This window comes from uncultured Turicimonas sp., from assembly GCF_902477955.1.
In the GTDB taxonomy this organism is placed as follows: domain Bacteria; phylum Pseudomonadota; class Gammaproteobacteria; order Burkholderiales; family Burkholderiaceae_F; genus Turicimonas.
On sequence record NZ_CABSJB010000002.1, the window covers coordinates 73,571 to 89,132 of the forward strand.

A 15,562-nucleotide genomic window follows, 5' to 3' on the forward strand; every position below is an offset into this window, starting at 1 on the left:
TCAGAGGTCACAATGAATATCAGTGGTTCTTATATCAAAGGCGTTCTTCTTGTTCTGCTAAGTGCGCTTTGTTTCAGCATCAGCGGGACTCTACAAGCTCTTGCCCCGGAAGGGTCCAATCCATTCATCATCACGGAGATGAGAATGATCATCGGATCCTTATTCCTTTATTTCTGGTGCCGAGCTTTTAAAAAGCTTCCCCATAGCTACAAAGACCTGCCTTGGAAATCACTTTTCATCTGTGCAATTTTCCTTCTGATAGGTCAGCTTTGCTTCTTCACGGGAATGGCCAATATCGGCGTAGCTGCCGGTGCTGTGATCTCTATTGGTTCGGCTCCGATATTTGCTGCCATTATTTCCAGAATTTTTTTCAAGATTTCTCCCCCCAGGGCTTGGTACGCTGCTACCTTTTTAGCCATAGCGGGAGTCGCGCTTATCAATGGGGGCGACCTAAATCAGTCCAGACTATTCTTTATCCTGATACTTCTCACCGACGGGTTGACGTATGCTGCCTACATCAATTTCAGCTCAAAACTCGGAGATAAGCTGGATAGCGATGCTGCAGTTATGCTGATTCTTGCCATCATTGCCGTAGCACTCTCTCCCGTCCTCTTTATCTTTCCTATTTCCTGGACCTACTCTTCTTTAAACGGAATATTCGTTTGTCTTGGACTCGGTATATTTACAGGAGGAATGGCATTTGCATTCTTAACCTCAGGCGCCAGACTTGTAAGTCCTGCCGTCGCATCCACTCTTTGTCTGGCCGAGCCTTTAGGTGCCGTCTGCTGGGGTATCTTCCTTCTTAAGGAGGAAACTTCGCTTACAACCCTACTTGGAATTGCCTCCGTCCTTTTATCTATCATTGTTCTGGTATTTTTTGCCAAAGAGCCGAAGAAACCTTCTAATCCAAAGGCTCAAGAAATCTCGCAAATACAGAGCTCTTCAACAATTCCCGATGTCTAGTACACTAGTTTCTCATTGGAAGAAATGGGGAGCAGATTTTCATGAAGCTACAAGAAACCGGAGCCTTGAAGCCGAGCTGGCGTGCTTTTCTTCTTCTTTGTGAGGCACAAAGTTTCTCCAATGTAGCCGAGACTGTGGGTATTTCACAATCCGCTCTATCCAAAACGATTAAAGGGATTGAATCAGAACTTGGCTTTCCTTTATTTGACAGAACTAAACGTCCGATTGTTCCTACGCCAGAAGCTCTACTTCTGAGAGAAGAATTATTAGTAATGTCTGCAGCAATCGATGAAAAAATTAAGAAACTGCGGCTTCAGAAAGATCTGCGTCCTACATTGCGTTTTGGCTGTGTTGACAGTGTATGCCGCTTCATCGTCCCTGCTCTTATTAATCATTTTGGAGACAGTCTTTCTAAGTTTTCACAGATCACCGCAAATTCAGGAATTCTTATCAAGAAGCTCATATCAAACGAGTTGGATGTAATTTTGGTCAGCGGTTCCTTTGATGAAATAAGCGGGCTCTACCGTAGAAAGATCTTCACGGAACCTTCCTTAATTGTCCTTCCTCCGAAATTTGGAGAAATTGAAAAACAATGGAGTTGGCAAGACCTTCAAAAGCTAGAGCTGCCTCTTCTTTCTTCATCAGAATCGAGTGAGGCAAAAAGACTGAATGAGAGGTTCTTAAGCAGTTCCAGGCTTCATTTTTTTCTCCCTATCAAATTGATTCTGATGAAATAATGATTTCATTGATTGAATCAGGAATAGGTTGGGCGATAACGCGCCCTTCAACACTCTTAGCTTCGCGAAAGGACAAACTTAGCGTGTCTTTACTTCCGCTTCCTAAAGGAAGTTTTGACCGGCACCTTTATTTGATGAGTAAAGAGAATTTTTTTATCTCAGAAGTGAATACCATTGAGTCGGTATGCAAATCGGTTCTTCAATCTGAAATTAAACCGCTTTTAAAAGAACTTTTTAAATATACCGAACTCTTTCAACTAGCTAAACAAATTAAGTAGAACTTAATTAAAAAAGAAACCTCTCTTCATTTTCTTGGCTGCTCGTATCCCCGCTTTTAGAGTGGTGTCATTCCATTGAAGAGCGCATCATCCGCCCGTTGCTCTAACCATAAATCAAATTTATAGGCACGATGTAATTTGGATTATTAGAAGTGCAAACGGACAGAGGTTCTCAGAAAATGGATATGAACCAAATATTTAAGGTCTTGAGAATATTTGGGCACCATCTTTCTAAAACAACTATCAATCCAAGGAGGAAGAAGGTCTCAGGACTCTGTACCTTCTGCTTTTATGATTACTCTTATTGAACTACTTATCGTCTTCGGAGCCATTTTCATGGGCGTCCGTCACGGGAGCTTAGCTCTAGGTTTTTGGGGCGGTTTGGGCTTAGTTGTATTGGGCGTATGCTTCGGTGTATTTCCTACTGCCCCTCCGATCGACGTTATGCTCATCATTTTGGCTGTCTGCATGTGCGCAGCCTGTATGGAAGCTGTCGGCGGCTTAGACATTCTTGTTAGAATTGCTGCCCGCATCATTCGCGCAAAACCAAAAATGGTCGGAGTTATCGCTCCGGTTGTCAGCTTCTTCCTAACATTCTTCGCTGGTACAGGAAACGCTGTCTACGCTATTCTGCCAGTGGTTTATGAAGTGTCTTACAACGCAGGTGTACGTCCTGAAAAGGCTATGGCCGGAACTGCTGTTGCAGGTCAGGTGGGTATTACTGCTAGCCCGATTGCCGCTGCTATGGCTGCTATGATTGGCTTGTTTGCTCAAAACAATCATGGAGATATTGGCCTAGGCTCAATCTTGATGATTACCTTCCCAGCCTGCTTAATCGGCGTTGTTCTTGGCTCTGCAATCTGCCTTCTTTTCGGTAAGGGTTTAGACGATGATCCAGAATACCAAGCTCGTCTTAAAGCCGGTCTGGTTCTCCCTCCTCAGCCCATCTCAAATCACAAACTTCCTCCGCAAGCCTTATGGTCTGTTCTTATCTTCTTGGGCGCCATCGTTGTCATCGTTGCAGCCGGTTTCTTCCCTGAATTAAGAGTTCTTCCGGGTCAAACGAAGAGCGTTGGGATGGCACTTGTGATTGAAGCTGTTATGCTAGCAGCCGGCGCTTTTATGATGCTCTTCTGCAAACCTGATGTTAAAAAAGTGGTTAAGAGCCCCGTCATGGAAGCAGCTGTAGTTTCTCTCGGGTGCGTATTTGGTGTTGCTTGGATGGCTGACTCCTTTATCGCTGCTAATAAAGAAATCTTCCTTCAGGTTGCTGGGCAATTAGCTCAAACCGCCCCCTGGCTGTTCTCATTCATTCTTGCCGGCATGTCTGCCTTATTGTCAAGTCAAGGTGCTACTACTCGTGCCATCATGCCTCTGGGATTTGTTCTTGGGATCAACCCCTGGTACTTAATTGCAATGTTCCCGGCCGTTAACTGCTTGTTCATTCTCCCAACTTCTGGCCCCGCACTGGCTGCCGTTGGTATGGACCGCTCGGGCACTACTCACATTGGCAAATACGTCCTTAATCACTCCTTCCAATTACCCGGAATTTTGATGGTTGCCATTGCAGTGTTGTCAGCCTTTGCAATCGTCCAAGTTTTCGTAATCTAATACAAGCTTTACGAACTAGCTAAAAGAAACCCGGCCGCGGCCGGGTTTCTTATGATCGGAAGATCGAAAGTCTGAATGATTCCTCTAAGGATTCCTCTCTAGATTAATCAACTAAGTGGATCTCTCCGCCGTCTTCTACTAACCGATAATCGTATTTCTTCTTGCCGTTAATTTCTTCAAGCCATGCGGCTCGAGGCTCCTCAATATCCAAATTGGCATTGATAAATCTTTCAGCCTCAAGTTTGGTCGCGAAATTTTCACATCCGTCCGAATACTCTACGATTACCTGCGTTACTACGTCTCTTCTCATTCCTCTGCCTTTGCCATCTTCGCAATGATATATGCCACACTAGCTGTCAGCTTCTGAGCATAATCTATATGCAGGAACTCATTGGGACCATGCGCATTCGATTTGGGCCCTAACACCCCTGCAACTACGAATTCAGCACTCGGCCATTCTCTGGAGAAGACGTTGAGCAGTGGGATGGAAGCACCCATTCCTAAATAACAGAAATCATTGCCCCACAAAGACTTAGACGCTTTTTTGAAAGATTTCTTCAGCCACTTTTTCGGCTCTTTAGCGACCCAACCGTTGCTCATCACAACGGGCTCATAATCTACCTTGGCATTAAACGGTGGATGTGCCGCAACAACATCTTTAAATGCCTGAGATGCTAAAGAAGCTTCCACGTTAGGAGGCAGTCTCATGCCAATCTTAATTTTCGTCCAAGGTCTTAAAACGTTTCCGCCGTTTTCTACTGAAGGTATCCCGTCGGCTCCGGTAACCGTCAATGCCGGTTCCCAATTTCTGCGCAAGATGCATTCCATCGGCTCATCACAGAGCGGAGAAGTCTCGCCGGCCCACGGGAATTGCTCCCAAGCTTTATCACCCAAAATCTTGGCAATCTTCTTGCTCTGCTTGAGAATATCGCTTGTCAAAACAGTGTGGAAAGGAATGCCAATGACTTTTCCGGTCTTTGAATCCTCGACTCTGTCAAGCAAACTGCGGAGAATCATAAAGGAGCTCGGAACAATCCCGCTGGCCTCTCCGGAGTGAACTCCCTCTTTCAGCACCTCGACTTTAATAGCGCCGCCAATCATTCCACGGAGAGAATTTGTAATCCACAAACGGTCATAATCCCCGCAGCTGCTGTCTAAAGCTACAACCAGACCAATATCGCCCAACTGCTCTTCTACATGCTTCAGATAGGTTTCATAGTGAGCGGAGCCCGATTCTTCGCAGGTTTCAAATAGGCCTACGCAGCGAGGATGAGAAATATTTAATTCTTGCAATGCCTTCACTGCGGATAAGGAGCAGAAGAAGGAATAACCGTCATCGGCAGCGCCGCGGCCGTAAAGTTTTCCGTCCTGGACAACGGGTTTCCAAGGACCTTTGTCCTCATCCCAGCCAAGGTTGGGAGGCTGCTTATCCAAATGTCCGTAAAGAAATACAGACTCTTTTGCCGTGTTTCCCTCGCTGGCTTCAATTTCTACGTAAAGACACGGAGGAAAGCCTTCTTCTTGAACGATTTTCGTGGAGAGACCTTTAATATCTTGTTTCTCAACCCAATCCTTAGCAAACTCTACGGCCTTGAGAAGTACTCCGTTTTCTTCCCACTTTTTATCAAAATCAGGAGAGAGAGCCGGAATCTCAATAAAATCTTTTATGCCTTGCTCTGTCGTCTGATTCCACTTATCTTTAACTTGTTCGAAGATTTTCTCTATCATCAGTTCATATCCTTGACTACTACGGCATTTTGATGGAGCAGATCTTTAAGCTGCAGGCTAAGTTCCTTAGCCGCATCGTGCTGAAAGTTACCGCCGACTAACACACGATATAAACCATCCTTATCCACAATCTTAGCCGTTGGAAGAGTGTTTTCCTTCAAAACGGATTCAATCTTCTTTTTGAGGTTCTCAGCATTAGGCTGTGATTTAAAAACACCCAACTGAACGGAATAACCGCTCGCCTCGGCCTTGTGAACGACCTTTTCTACCTTACCGACCCCCGAAGAGCCGTCAGCCATGACAAACACGCCTTCCTCGATATATTTCACTTCTGACTTATTGTTCTGGTCCGGTGCCTTCTCCTCAGATACCGAGATAGTCTCTGCTGTAAGGATAGGAGTCGGCTCTTTCTTTTCTTGAATCAGACGACTGATGGCTTGGTCTGCCAAGTCGCTTTCAGAGGCTTCGGAAATGGTCTGAACAGTCTCCGCGGCCGTGGCCGTTTTGCTGTTGGACTTCAGTATCGGCACAATAACCGGAGCTGCCGCAAGAAGAGTCTTTCGGACTGCGGAATCATTATCCCATTCACCCTTGGCAATTTGCTCTCGCGTAATTCTTTCTACTTTTAATTTTGCCGTCCCTTTACCGGCATAGCCAAGTTTAGTCGCCGCAGCATAAGACAGATCGATGATTCTGTTATGCAAGAAAGGACCTCGGTCATTAACGCGAACAATAGCGGATCTGCCGTTCTCAAGATTCGTCACTTTAGCGTAGCTCGGAAGTTCCATTGTCTTATGGGCGGCCGTCATTTTGTACATGTCATAGACTTCGCCCGAAGAAGTCTTCTTACCATGAAACTTTTTACCGTACCAAGAACCGTAGCCGATCTGAACCATGGACTTATCCCCGGTGACGGGATAGTAGCGCTTGCCCATCACCGTATAAGGTTTGTTAGTGGCAGCAATGGGTTTTTCGACAACCGGCGTGGCATCACGCATGTCCATTTTCGATAAAGAAAATACTCCGGGAGGACCGTCATCTTCGAAATACTTACCGCCTTTATTTGAAGAACAAGCCGTAAGAAGTGAAAATGCAGCAAATATCGCTATCCAACCTACGATTCTCATCCTTCTCTCCTGACAACAAAAACTATTTCTTGCGCGGTCTTCTTCTGCTTCCGGCAGAAATGCGCATCAACAAGCCACAGCAAATACCGAGTATAAGAAATGCCGTTCCGCCATAGCTCATAAACGGCAAAGGTACGCCTACCACGGGCAAAATTCCGCTGACCATGCCCATGTTCACGAAAGAGTACATCAAAAAGATTGCCGCGATTGCACCCGCAATTAAGCGCTCAAATAAGGTCTTAGCACGGCAGGCAATGTAAAGTGTTCTGAAAATCAAAGCCGAATACAAAATCAGAAGACCCACATCGCCCAAAAATCCAAACTCTTCCGAGTAAACGGCAAATAAAAAGTCACTGGTTCTCTCCGGAATAAAGTCTAGGTGAGCTTGTGTACCGTTCATCCAGCCTTTGCCGACTATCCCGCCTGACCCAATCGCAATAATGGCTTGAATGGTATGGAAGCCTGCACCGAGAGGATCTGAACTCGGATCCAACAAAGTCAGCACGCGCTGTCTCTGATAGTCGTACATCATAGTCCACGCAATCGGGATCGAGACCAAAACACCGCAGACTAAAGCCGCCAAAACTTTCCAGCTGAGTCCGGCAAAAAAGATGACCGCAAAACCGGCGCAGAATACCAAGATAGAAGTTCCAAGGTCAGGCTGCTTCAAGATTAATGCCACAGGAATGACCAAGAAAAGGGATGCAATCACGTAATCCCACCACCGCAAGTATTCGTCTCTCACCTGGAAATACCAGGCAATAAACAGAGGGACGGCAATTTTCATAATCTCGGAAGGCTGAATTCGGCCCACTCCGATATCAAGCCAGCGCGTCGCACCCTTAATGGTGACGCCAAACAGCAAAGTTGCCAGCAGCAGTAAGATCCCGATGACGTAAATAGGCACAGACATGTTCTTTACCCACTTCATCGGGACTAAGCCAACCACCAGCATCGCAGCCGCTGCAACAGCAATATTTCGAATTTGCCCCTCAATACGCCATGGGAAGCTGTAGCCGGCAGAATACAGCGCCACAAAGCCCACTGCAGTCAAAAGAGAAACAATCACAAGCAAAGGCCAGTCAATGGCCAACAAAAACTCCATTAAGCCGATAGCGGCCTTTTTATACCAAGGAACGGGTGCATCTCCGTAATAATTCTTGTAGAGGTTCATCGTTGAGCTCCTTTTGTTTCCGGAGTTGTTTTAGTAGGAGTTTTACGAACAGCCTGCACTTTCTTTGTTTTTTGTTCCTTATCCTTTTCTTTGTTTTTGTCTTCCTTCTTTGCCTCTTCTTTCTGCTGTGCAGCTTCTTCTTTGGCCTTCAAACGCTCTACTAAGTAGTAATCCAAAATCTTTCTAGCTGCGGGAGCTGCTGCTTGCGCACCGAAGCCTCCGTTTTCTACCAAGATGGCTAAAGCAATCACCGGTTTATCGTAAGGAGCGAAAGCAATGAAGAGAGAGTGGTCACGATGTCTTTCACGAATCTTGTTCTTATCGTATTTTTCACCTTGCTTAATACCTAAGACCTGAGCGGTACCAGTTTTTCCGGCTACCTCGTAGGGAGCCCCGGCAAAAGTCGAACGCCCTGTACCCTTCTTCGTTACTTCATGCATCGCACTTTTAACTAACTTCAGGTATTCGGGCTTAAATGGAATCTTTCCTACCGGCTCTCTGGCTACGTACTCCTCTTCTCCGGTTGTCGGATTTTCAATTTTCTTAACCAAGTGAGGCTTCATGACTACCCCGTCATTAGCCAAAGTTGCAACCGCATGGGCCAACTGAAGCATGGTAAAGGCGTTATAACCCTGTCCGATACCAACGGAAATGGTGTCTCCGGTAAGCCACTTGCGCTTAAATCTCTTTTCCTTCCATTCTTTAGACGGGAGAATGCCTCTTACCTCACCTTTCAAGTCAATGCCCGTAATCTGACCGAAACCGAAAGGAGCCAAAGAATCATGAATCTTATCGATGCCCATGTCCTGAGCTAAAGAGTAGTAATAAACGTCACTTGAGACCACAATCGATCTCTTCATATCCACCGGCCCGTAGCCTCTTCCATGGGTGGAATCTCGGAAAGTGTGGTTGCCGAGCTGGAAAGTACCGCGGTCTTGAATAACGCGGTTCGGATCTCTAACCCCCAACTGTGCAGCAGAAAGTGCCAAGAAGGGCTTAATGGTGGAGCCGATTGGATAAGCGCCTCTCAATGCTCGATTAAGCAGCGGTTTATCCTCATCGTTATTGAGTTCATCCCAGGTCTCTTGATCAATACCGTCGACGAATAGGTTCGGGTCAAAGCTAGGATTGGAGACAAAAGCCAGCACGTCACCGGTAGCTGGTTCAATCGCCACGATGGCACCTCTTCTGCCGTCCAAAACCTTAGTAATTTCTCTCTGCAAACCCATATCCAGAGAAAGAATCAAGTTAGAACCGGAGGTTGCAGGACTCTTAGATAAAGACCGAATCGGACGTCCGGAAGCACGAACCTCCAACTCTTCAATACCGGGTTTACCGTGCAGTACATCTTCGTAGCTTTGTTCGAGACCGAGTTTGCCGATGTTAAGAGTTCCGGAGTACTCAGCTTCTTTGCCGCTTTTTTCCAAAGCTGCTTGATCACGCTGCGAGATACGTCCGATATAACCAACGACGTGTGCAGCATCCTTTCCTTGCGGATAGTAGCGATGCATGCGCGAACGAACCTCAACGCCGGGAAACTTCCATGCCTGTGCAATAAACCTCGCAACGTCTTCATCGGTCAGATTGCTCTTTAACGGCACAGGACTCAAACGAGGCAATTCGTCCTTTAAACGATAAAAACGCTTCTTGTCATACTTAGTGATTGGAATAATTTTTTCCAAGGCTTCAATTGTCTTGGCAAGCCCAACTACCTTCCCCGGAGTAATTTCCAAGGTGTAGATTGGCTCGTTTGCTGCCAACAGCTCTCCGTTCTTATCCATGATGATGCCGCGGCGCGGAGGATGAGCAGTTTCTGTTTTTCGGTTGGCTTCTGCCTTGATGATGAAATTATCGTACTCAAGAATTTGCAGGTAAAAGAACCGACTGGCCAAGAGCAAAAAGAGAATGATCGTGACAAAACAGAAGAATATCGATCTTCTCCGAAAAGTAGAGATTTGTTTTAGTTCTTCGGCCGTTAAGCGAGTCGCCATTGCGTTCTACCTTACGATTTGAGAGAGATAAAACGACGAGTCAGAATAAAACACCAAGCTGGCCAGAGCACTACACCCATTAAGGCGCGCGTAAACCATCCCCAGTCAATTTGCAGAGAACCGAAGCAGAAGCTTTCAATAACCAGCAAAATCGGAGGAATCATGAAGACGGGCAGAATATTAATGGCTTGACCCACAGGCTGCAGCCATTGAAGACGCTGGCTCATAGCTTCCGCACAGAATACGACCAAGCAAAAAGCTAAGGAATTTTGTCCGAAAACAGCCGCCGAATCTGTATCTACCAACAAGCCTAAGAGAAATGCCAGCCAGTAGTAGATTTTCTGAGGTTGATATATGCCCCAAAAAACCAATGTCATCACCAGCAGATTAGGGAAGAAAGGCCACTCCGTAAAAGGAAGCAGACCGATACCCCAACTCAGAGCTATAGAACCGTAAATCCAATAATTGCTGGAAAAAGCCGGATCAAAGAAAGTCCGATCGGGCCTGCGCCGTGTTTCATAGCCTTTAGAGAACTCACTCACGAGGGGCCCTCCTTCTTGTCTGACCGTCTCCGCTCTCTTCCTCTGCGTCCATGCTAGGCAGAGGCTTAACATTCGGATCAACCATCAAAACCAAAACAGCATCCTGTTTGCCGATGCTCTTCGGAGCTTCAACCGTGACTTCAACATAAGCACCTGTTTCGCCCGGAACAGCGGAAATGACGGTACCGACAGGGATACCTTTCGGATAAATGCCGTCAAGACCTGAGGTGACGACTTTTTCGCCGACTTTGATTTTATCCGTATACGGCAGATCGCGGGTCTGAAGTCTCGTATCGTCACCGGTTCCGTGGACTATGCCGCGGACACCGGAATCAACAAAGAGAACCGGGACTTCTTGGTTTTTATCTTGGATAAGCTGGATTTGGCTGGCTCGAGGAGCAACATGCATCAGCTGGCCTGCCAAACCTTGATCAGAGACGACCGGCATACCGACTTCCAATCCGTCGTTAGAGCCGCCGTCGATCTGGAATCTTTGTGTGAAGCCGTCAGACAAAACTCTTCTGACGGAAAACATTTCTGAACGAACCGGCAAAGTCTTCTTTTGAACGAGCATCTGCTTGAGAATACGGTTTTCTTCGTCCAAGGTTGTCAGACGAGAGATCAGAACCTTGTTCCTAGCCAATTCTTCCTGAAGCCGCTCGTTTTCTTTAATCATGGAAGATTTGGATCGCAAACGATCTGCCGCTCCTTCAGCTAACCTTACAGGCGCGTTCAGGGTGTTGTAGGCAGCATTTGAAACAACGGACAAGCCGCTTCTGACCGGCTCCATCATCCTCATCTGATGGTCTACAACCATCAGAAGGACGGAGATTACTGCAAAGAAAGCAAAACTGGTTACAGAAGAGGGCTTCGGTCCGAAGAACTTCTTACCAGGAGTGGGTGCTGCCATTAGTTTGTATTACCGCTAACCGAAGCAGAAGATGGAGTCTTCGATCTTGCCAATACCTTCCAAAGCGATACCGCAGCCGCGGACAACGCAGCTCAGAGGATCATCAGCGACAACAACCGGCAAACCCGTTTCTTCCATCAGCAGACGGTCTAAGTCTTTGAGAAGTGCACCTCCTCCGGTAAGCATTAAGCCTCTGACGGCAATATCAGCGCCCAATTCCGGCGGAGTCTGTTCCAGAGCCTTGTTGACGGCACCAACGACCTGGTTCAGCGGTTCATTCAATGCTTCAAGAACTTCGTTGCTGGAAATGGAGAAGGCACGTGGAACACCTTCAGCGATGTTGCGGCCTTTCACTTCAAGTTCTCTCACTTCGCTTGAAACGAAAGCAGAACCGATTTCTTTCTTAATGTATTCAGCCGTCGGTTCCCCGATCAACATGCCGTAGTTTCTGCGGATGTAATCAATGATTGCCTGATCGAACTTATCGCCGCCGACGCGAACGCTGTTAGCGTAAACGATACCGCCGAGAGAAATAACACCGACTTCAGTTGTACCGCCGCCGATATCGATCACCATGGAACCGATAGCTTCGGAGACCGGCAGCCCCGCCCCGATAGCGGCGGCCATTGGCTCTTCAATTAAGAAGACCTCCTTAGCTCCCGCAGCTTCAGCGCTTTCTTTAATAGCTCTTCTTTCAACTTGAGTGGAGCCGTAGGGCACGCAAATAACGATTCTCGGGCGCGGAGTAAAAATGCTGGGAGTATGAACTTTCTTAATAAAGCTCTTAAGCATTTGTTCAGTTACGGTGAAATTGGCGATAACACCGTCTTTCATCGGACGAATAGCGTCGATGTTTCCAGGGACGCGGCCAAGCATACTTTTTGCTTCTTTACCGACAGCACGAACGTCCAATTTGTTCGAGTTTCCCTTATCAGTACGAACTGCCACTACGCTTGGTTCATTAAGAACCATCCCTTTACCGCGGCAATAAATTAAAGTGTTTGCGGTTCCTAGGTCGATTGCGAGATCGTTGGAGAAATAATTTCTCAAGCTGCCAAACATCAAAACTCCCTGCCTTTAGAGGCGGCACTCTGCGCACATAAATAATAAATAAACCAAAATGATAGACTAAAAAAGGTTATTCTTGTTCGATTGTGTGACCGTTCTTTACGTGCTGAAACAACAGGCGTAAAAAGAACAAAAAATTTTTAATTTGATTAGGTGCAAATATGTCCTTGACTTTAAGCGATGTCCGCAGAATCGCTGATCTGGCTCGTATCGACCTCTCCGATGAAAAAGCCCCGGAGTTAATGAGCCAGCTAAATGACATTCTTGGAATGGTTGAACAAATTCAATCTATTAATACCGAAGGGATTGAGCCTATGCCTCACCCGTTCGGCGGAGCTCAGCGCCTTCGTCCGGATGACGTAACCGAACATAATCGCCGGGAAGAAAATATGAAGAATGCCCCCGATGAAATGGACGGTCTTTTCCTAGTACCTAAAGTAATTGAGTAAAGGAATAGTAATGACGGATTTAACACAAGCGACGGTTGCTGAACTCAGTTCCCTGTTATCTGCTAAAAAAGTGTCTTCAGAAGAAGTCACCAAAGCATACCTTCAAAAAATCGAAGATACAAAAGAACTTAATGCTTACCTTGACGTTCGCCCTGAAGTCAGCCTCGCCCAAGCCAAAGAAGCTGATAAGAAAATCGCCGCCGGCGAGGCCGGTCCTTTAGCCGGCGTTCCTATCGCCCACAAAGATATTTTCGTAACAAAAGAATGGGCAAGCACAGCTGCCAGCAAGATGCTTGACGGATACATGAGCCCGTTCGACGCTACAGTGGTTGAAAAGCTTAAAGAGATCAACATGGTTTGTTTAGGCAAGACCAACTGTGATGAATTTGCCATGGGCTCTACCACAGCAAACAGCGCTTACGGCAAAACCTACAATCCTTGGGACAAAAATGCAGTTCCCGGCGGTTCCTCCGGCGGAGCTTCCTCCTGCGTGGCAGCTCGCATTGCACCGGTTGCTACAGGTACTGATACCGGAGGTTCCATCCGCCAGCCGTCTGCTTTCTGCGGCGTAACCGGCATCAAGCCGACTTACGGCCGTCCAAGCCGCTGGGGCATGATTGCATTTGCCTCCAGTCTTGATACGGCAGGCATCATTGCTCAAACCGCCGAAGACTGCGCTCTGGTTTTGTCACACATCATCGGGTTTGATAAACGCGATTCCACCAGCATTGAACTTCCTCCGGAAGATTTGACGGTTTCTTTAAACGACGGTGTCAAAGGATTAAGAATCGGCGTACCTAGAAAGTGGCTGGACAAAGTGGCTCCGGGCCTTAAGGCAGCTCTTAACGATGCCTTGCGTCAATATCAAGAACTCGGAGCAGTGCTTGTAGACATTGATTTACCGACCGCCGACTTAGGCGTTCCCGTCTACTACATCATCGCTCCTGCCGAAGCCAGTTCCAACCTCAGCCGTTTTGACGGCGTTCGCTACGGCCACCGAGCTCAGAAGTACGATGATCTTCTCGACATGATCAAACGCAGCCGTGACGAAGGATTCGGGCCGGAACCTAAGCGCCGTATTCTTATCGGAACATACGTTCTTTCCCACGGCTATTACGATGCTTACTACATCAAAGCTCAACAGGTACGCCGCTTGATTGCTCAAGAATTCGACAACACCTTCAAAAACAGCTGCGATGTCATCTTCTGTCCGGTTTCTACCGATGCCGCGTTCAGTTTCGATGATAAGAGTGATCCGCTTTCTCTGTACTTGAGCGACCTCTTTACAGTCCCGGGATCTCTTGCCGGTCTGCCGTCCATGAGCGTTCCCTGCGGAATCAGCTCCAATAACCGTCCATACGGTTTCCAATTAATCGGTGCAAAATGCCGCGAAGCTCAGCTGCTTGGTGTTGCTCACGCATACCAGCAAGTTACTGACTGGCACAAGAAAGTTCCCGCAGGATACTAAGAAAGGAAAAAGACATGGAATGGGAAGTTGTTATCGGACTTGAGACACACGTCCAGTTATCTACAAAAAGCAAGATTTTCTCAGGTGCTTCTGCGGCCTTCGGTGCCGAACCCAATACTCACGCATGCCCGGTTGACTTGGCTCTTCCGGGATGCCTTCCGGTTTTAAACGAAGGTGCCGTTGAAAGAGCAATCAAATTCGGTCTTGCTATCGGCGCAAAAGTTGCCAACAAGAGCGTTTTTGCCCGTAAGAATTACTTTTATCCTGACCTGCCGAAAGGCTATCAGATCAGCCAATTTGAACACCCGGTGGTCATCGGCGGCAGCCTGACCTTCCCGGTTGAAAACGCTGACGGCACCACTTATAACAAAACAGTAAACCTTACCCGCGCACACTTGGAAGAAGATGCAGGCAAGAGCGTGCACGGCGTTGTTCACGGTAAGACAGGCATTGACCTTAATCGTGCCGGCACACCGCTTCTGGAAATCGTTACCGAACCGGAAATGAGAAGTGCTGCTGAAGCCGTCGGATATGCCAAAGCCCTTCACGACTTAGTCGTTTGGATTGGAATCAGCGACGGTGACATGCAAAAAGGAAACTTCCGCTGCGACGCCAACGTCTCTATTCGTCCGAAGGGTCAGAAAGAGTTCGGCACCCGTACTGAAATTAAAAACCTTAACAGCTTTAAGTTCCTTCAGGCAGCTATCGAATATGAAGTCAGAAGACAGATCGAAGTGATTACTGAGGGCGGTAAGGTTGTTCAGGCTACACGCCTCTACGATCCGGACAGGGATGAGACCAGAGAGATGAGAAGCAAGGAAGATTCCATGGATTACCGTTATTTCCCGGATCCTGATCTTCTTCCGCTGATTATCTCCGACGAATGGATCGAAGAGACTAAGAAAGGCATGCCGGAATTGCCGCACGCCATGCGTGAAAGACTTCAGAAAGAAATGGATCTTTCCGAAGCGGATACTCAGCAGCTGACTTCTTCCAGAGAGCTTGCAGTGTATTTTGAAACGACAGCAAATGCTGTTAAAGACAAGAAAGCTGCTGTTAACTGGATTCGAGGCGAAGTTCTTTCTCAGCTCAACGCTACTGAAACAGACATTTCTGAATGCCCCGTTTCTGCGCTTCAATTAGCCGCCATTATCAACAAGATGACTGACGGCACCATCAACCAGAAAGGCGCCCGTACAATCTTTACAGCCATTTGGGAAAAGAAAGGCGACGATGTTGATGCTTTAATTGAAAGCCTCGGTCTTAAGCAGATTTCGGATACCGGCGCTATTGAAGCAATCGTCGACAGCGTTTTAGCTGCCAATGAAAAGATGGTTCAAGAATACCGTTCAGGCAAAGAAAAAGCCTTTAACGCTCTCGTTGGTCAAACCATGAGAGCAACTAAAGGCAAAGCCAATCCTGCGCAGGTTAACGCCATCTTGAAGAAGAAACTTCAGGCTTAATCATCAGACTTCAATGCAACAGCTTCCGGTTGGAAGCTGTTGTTTTATTGAGA

At 47.1% G+C, this 15,562-nt stretch carries 14 protein-coding genes; 6 read left to right on the top strand and 8 right to left on the bottom strand.

All coding sequences use genetic code 11. The features are described 5' to 3' along the window. Window positions 1-12: 12 nt before the first annotated feature. The 3 genes from RDK53_RS01205 (at window position 13) to RDK53_RS01215 (ending at window position 3,589) form a co-directional block, all read left to right on the top strand. On the top strand, window positions 13-963 hold the full coding sequence (locus RDK53_RS01205) for a DMT family transporter (protein WP_308512909.1): 951 nt from the start codon (window positions 13-15) through the stop codon (window positions 961-963). A gap of 41 nt (window positions 964-1,004) precedes the next feature. Then, a complete protein-coding gene (locus RDK53_RS01210) occupies window positions 1,005-1,700 on the top strand; it encodes a LysR family transcriptional regulator (RefSeq protein WP_308512910.1) in 696 nt (231 codons plus the stop codon). Between the two features lie 569 nt (window positions 1,701-2,269). Further along, window positions 2,270-3,589: an anaerobic C4-dicarboxylate transporter family protein gene (locus RDK53_RS01215; protein ID WP_308512911.1), complete on the top strand. Its 1,320-nt coding sequence runs from the start codon at window positions 2,270-2,272 to the stop codon at window positions 3,587-3,589. Between the two features lie 103 nt (window positions 3,590-3,692). On the opposite strand, the gene RDK53_RS01220 is transcribed toward RDK53_RS01215, so the two are convergent. The 8 genes from RDK53_RS01220 to RDK53_RS01255 form a co-directional block, all read right to left on the bottom strand. Further along, complete coding sequence (locus RDK53_RS01220) at window positions 3,693-3,899, bottom strand: hypothetical protein (protein WP_308512912.1); 207 nt, start codon at window positions 3,897-3,899, stop codon at window positions 3,693-3,695. Then, window positions 3,896-5,317 (bottom strand): M20/M25/M40 family metallo-hydrolase, encoded by a 1,422-nt coding sequence (locus tag RDK53_RS01225; protein WP_308512913.1) that lies wholly within the window; start codon window positions 5,315-5,317, stop codon window positions 3,896-3,898. Before RDK53_RS01225 ends, RDK53_RS01220 begins: the two co-directional genes overlap by 4 nt. Then, complete coding sequence (locus tag RDK53_RS01230) at window positions 5,317-6,444, bottom strand: septal ring lytic transglycosylase RlpA family protein (protein WP_308512914.1); 1,128 nt, start codon at window positions 6,442-6,444, stop codon at window positions 5,317-5,319. The genes RDK53_RS01225 and RDK53_RS01230 overlap by 1 nt, the downstream gene beginning before the upstream one ends. A gap of 22 nt (window positions 6,445-6,466) precedes the next feature. Further along, entirely contained in the window at window positions 6,467-7,549 is a 1,083-nt protein-coding gene (gene rodA, locus RDK53_RS01235; RefSeq protein ID WP_308512973.1) for a rod shape-determining protein RodA, read from the bottom strand. A gap of 65 nt (window positions 7,550-7,614) precedes the next feature. Next, complete coding sequence (gene mrdA, locus RDK53_RS01240) at window positions 7,615-9,609, bottom strand: penicillin-binding protein 2 (RefSeq protein WP_308512915.1); 1,995 nt, start codon at window positions 9,607-9,609, stop codon at window positions 7,615-7,617. Between the two features lie 11 nt (window positions 9,610-9,620). Next, window positions 9,621-10,151 carry a rod shape-determining protein MreD gene (gene mreD, locus RDK53_RS01245; protein WP_308512916.1) on the bottom strand — a complete coding sequence of 177 codons (531 nt, stop codon included), beginning with the start codon at window positions 10,149-10,151 and terminating at the stop codon, window positions 9,621-9,623. After that, window positions 10,144-11,061, bottom strand: a complete 918-nt coding sequence (mreC, locus tag RDK53_RS01250) for a rod shape-determining protein MreC (RefSeq protein WP_308512917.1) — start codon at window positions 11,059-11,061, stop codon at window positions 10,144-10,146. Before mreC ends, mreD begins: the two co-directional genes overlap by 8 nt. Before the next feature lie 15 nt (window positions 11,062-11,076). Then, on the bottom strand, window positions 11,077-12,123 hold the full coding sequence (locus RDK53_RS01255) for a rod shape-determining protein (RefSeq protein WP_308512918.1): 1,047 nt from the start codon (window positions 12,121-12,123) through the stop codon (window positions 11,077-11,079). A gap of 167 nt (window positions 12,124-12,290) precedes the next feature. On the opposite strand from RDK53_RS01255, the gene gatC reads away from it, so the two are divergent. The 3 genes from gatC to gatB are packed head-to-tail and all read left to right on the top strand — an operon-like array spanning window position 12,291 to window position 15,509. Next, entirely contained in the window at window positions 12,291-12,578 is a 288-nt protein-coding gene (gatC, locus tag RDK53_RS01260) for an Asp-tRNA(Asn)/Glu-tRNA(Gln) amidotransferase subunit GatC (protein ID WP_066594448.1), read from the top strand. Between the two features lie 10 nt (window positions 12,579-12,588). Continuing rightward, window positions 12,589-14,046, top strand: coding sequence for an Asp-tRNA(Asn)/Glu-tRNA(Gln) amidotransferase subunit GatA (gatA, locus tag RDK53_RS01265; RefSeq protein ID WP_308512920.1), 1,458 nt, complete (start codon window positions 12,589-12,591; stop codon window positions 14,044-14,046). A 14-nt stretch (window positions 14,047-14,060) separates the two neighbouring features. Then, complete coding sequence (gatB, locus tag RDK53_RS01270) at window positions 14,061-15,509, top strand: Asp-tRNA(Asn)/Glu-tRNA(Gln) amidotransferase subunit GatB (RefSeq protein WP_308512921.1); 1,449 nt, start codon at window positions 14,061-14,063, stop codon at window positions 15,507-15,509. Window positions 15,510-15,562 lie beyond the last annotated feature (53 nt).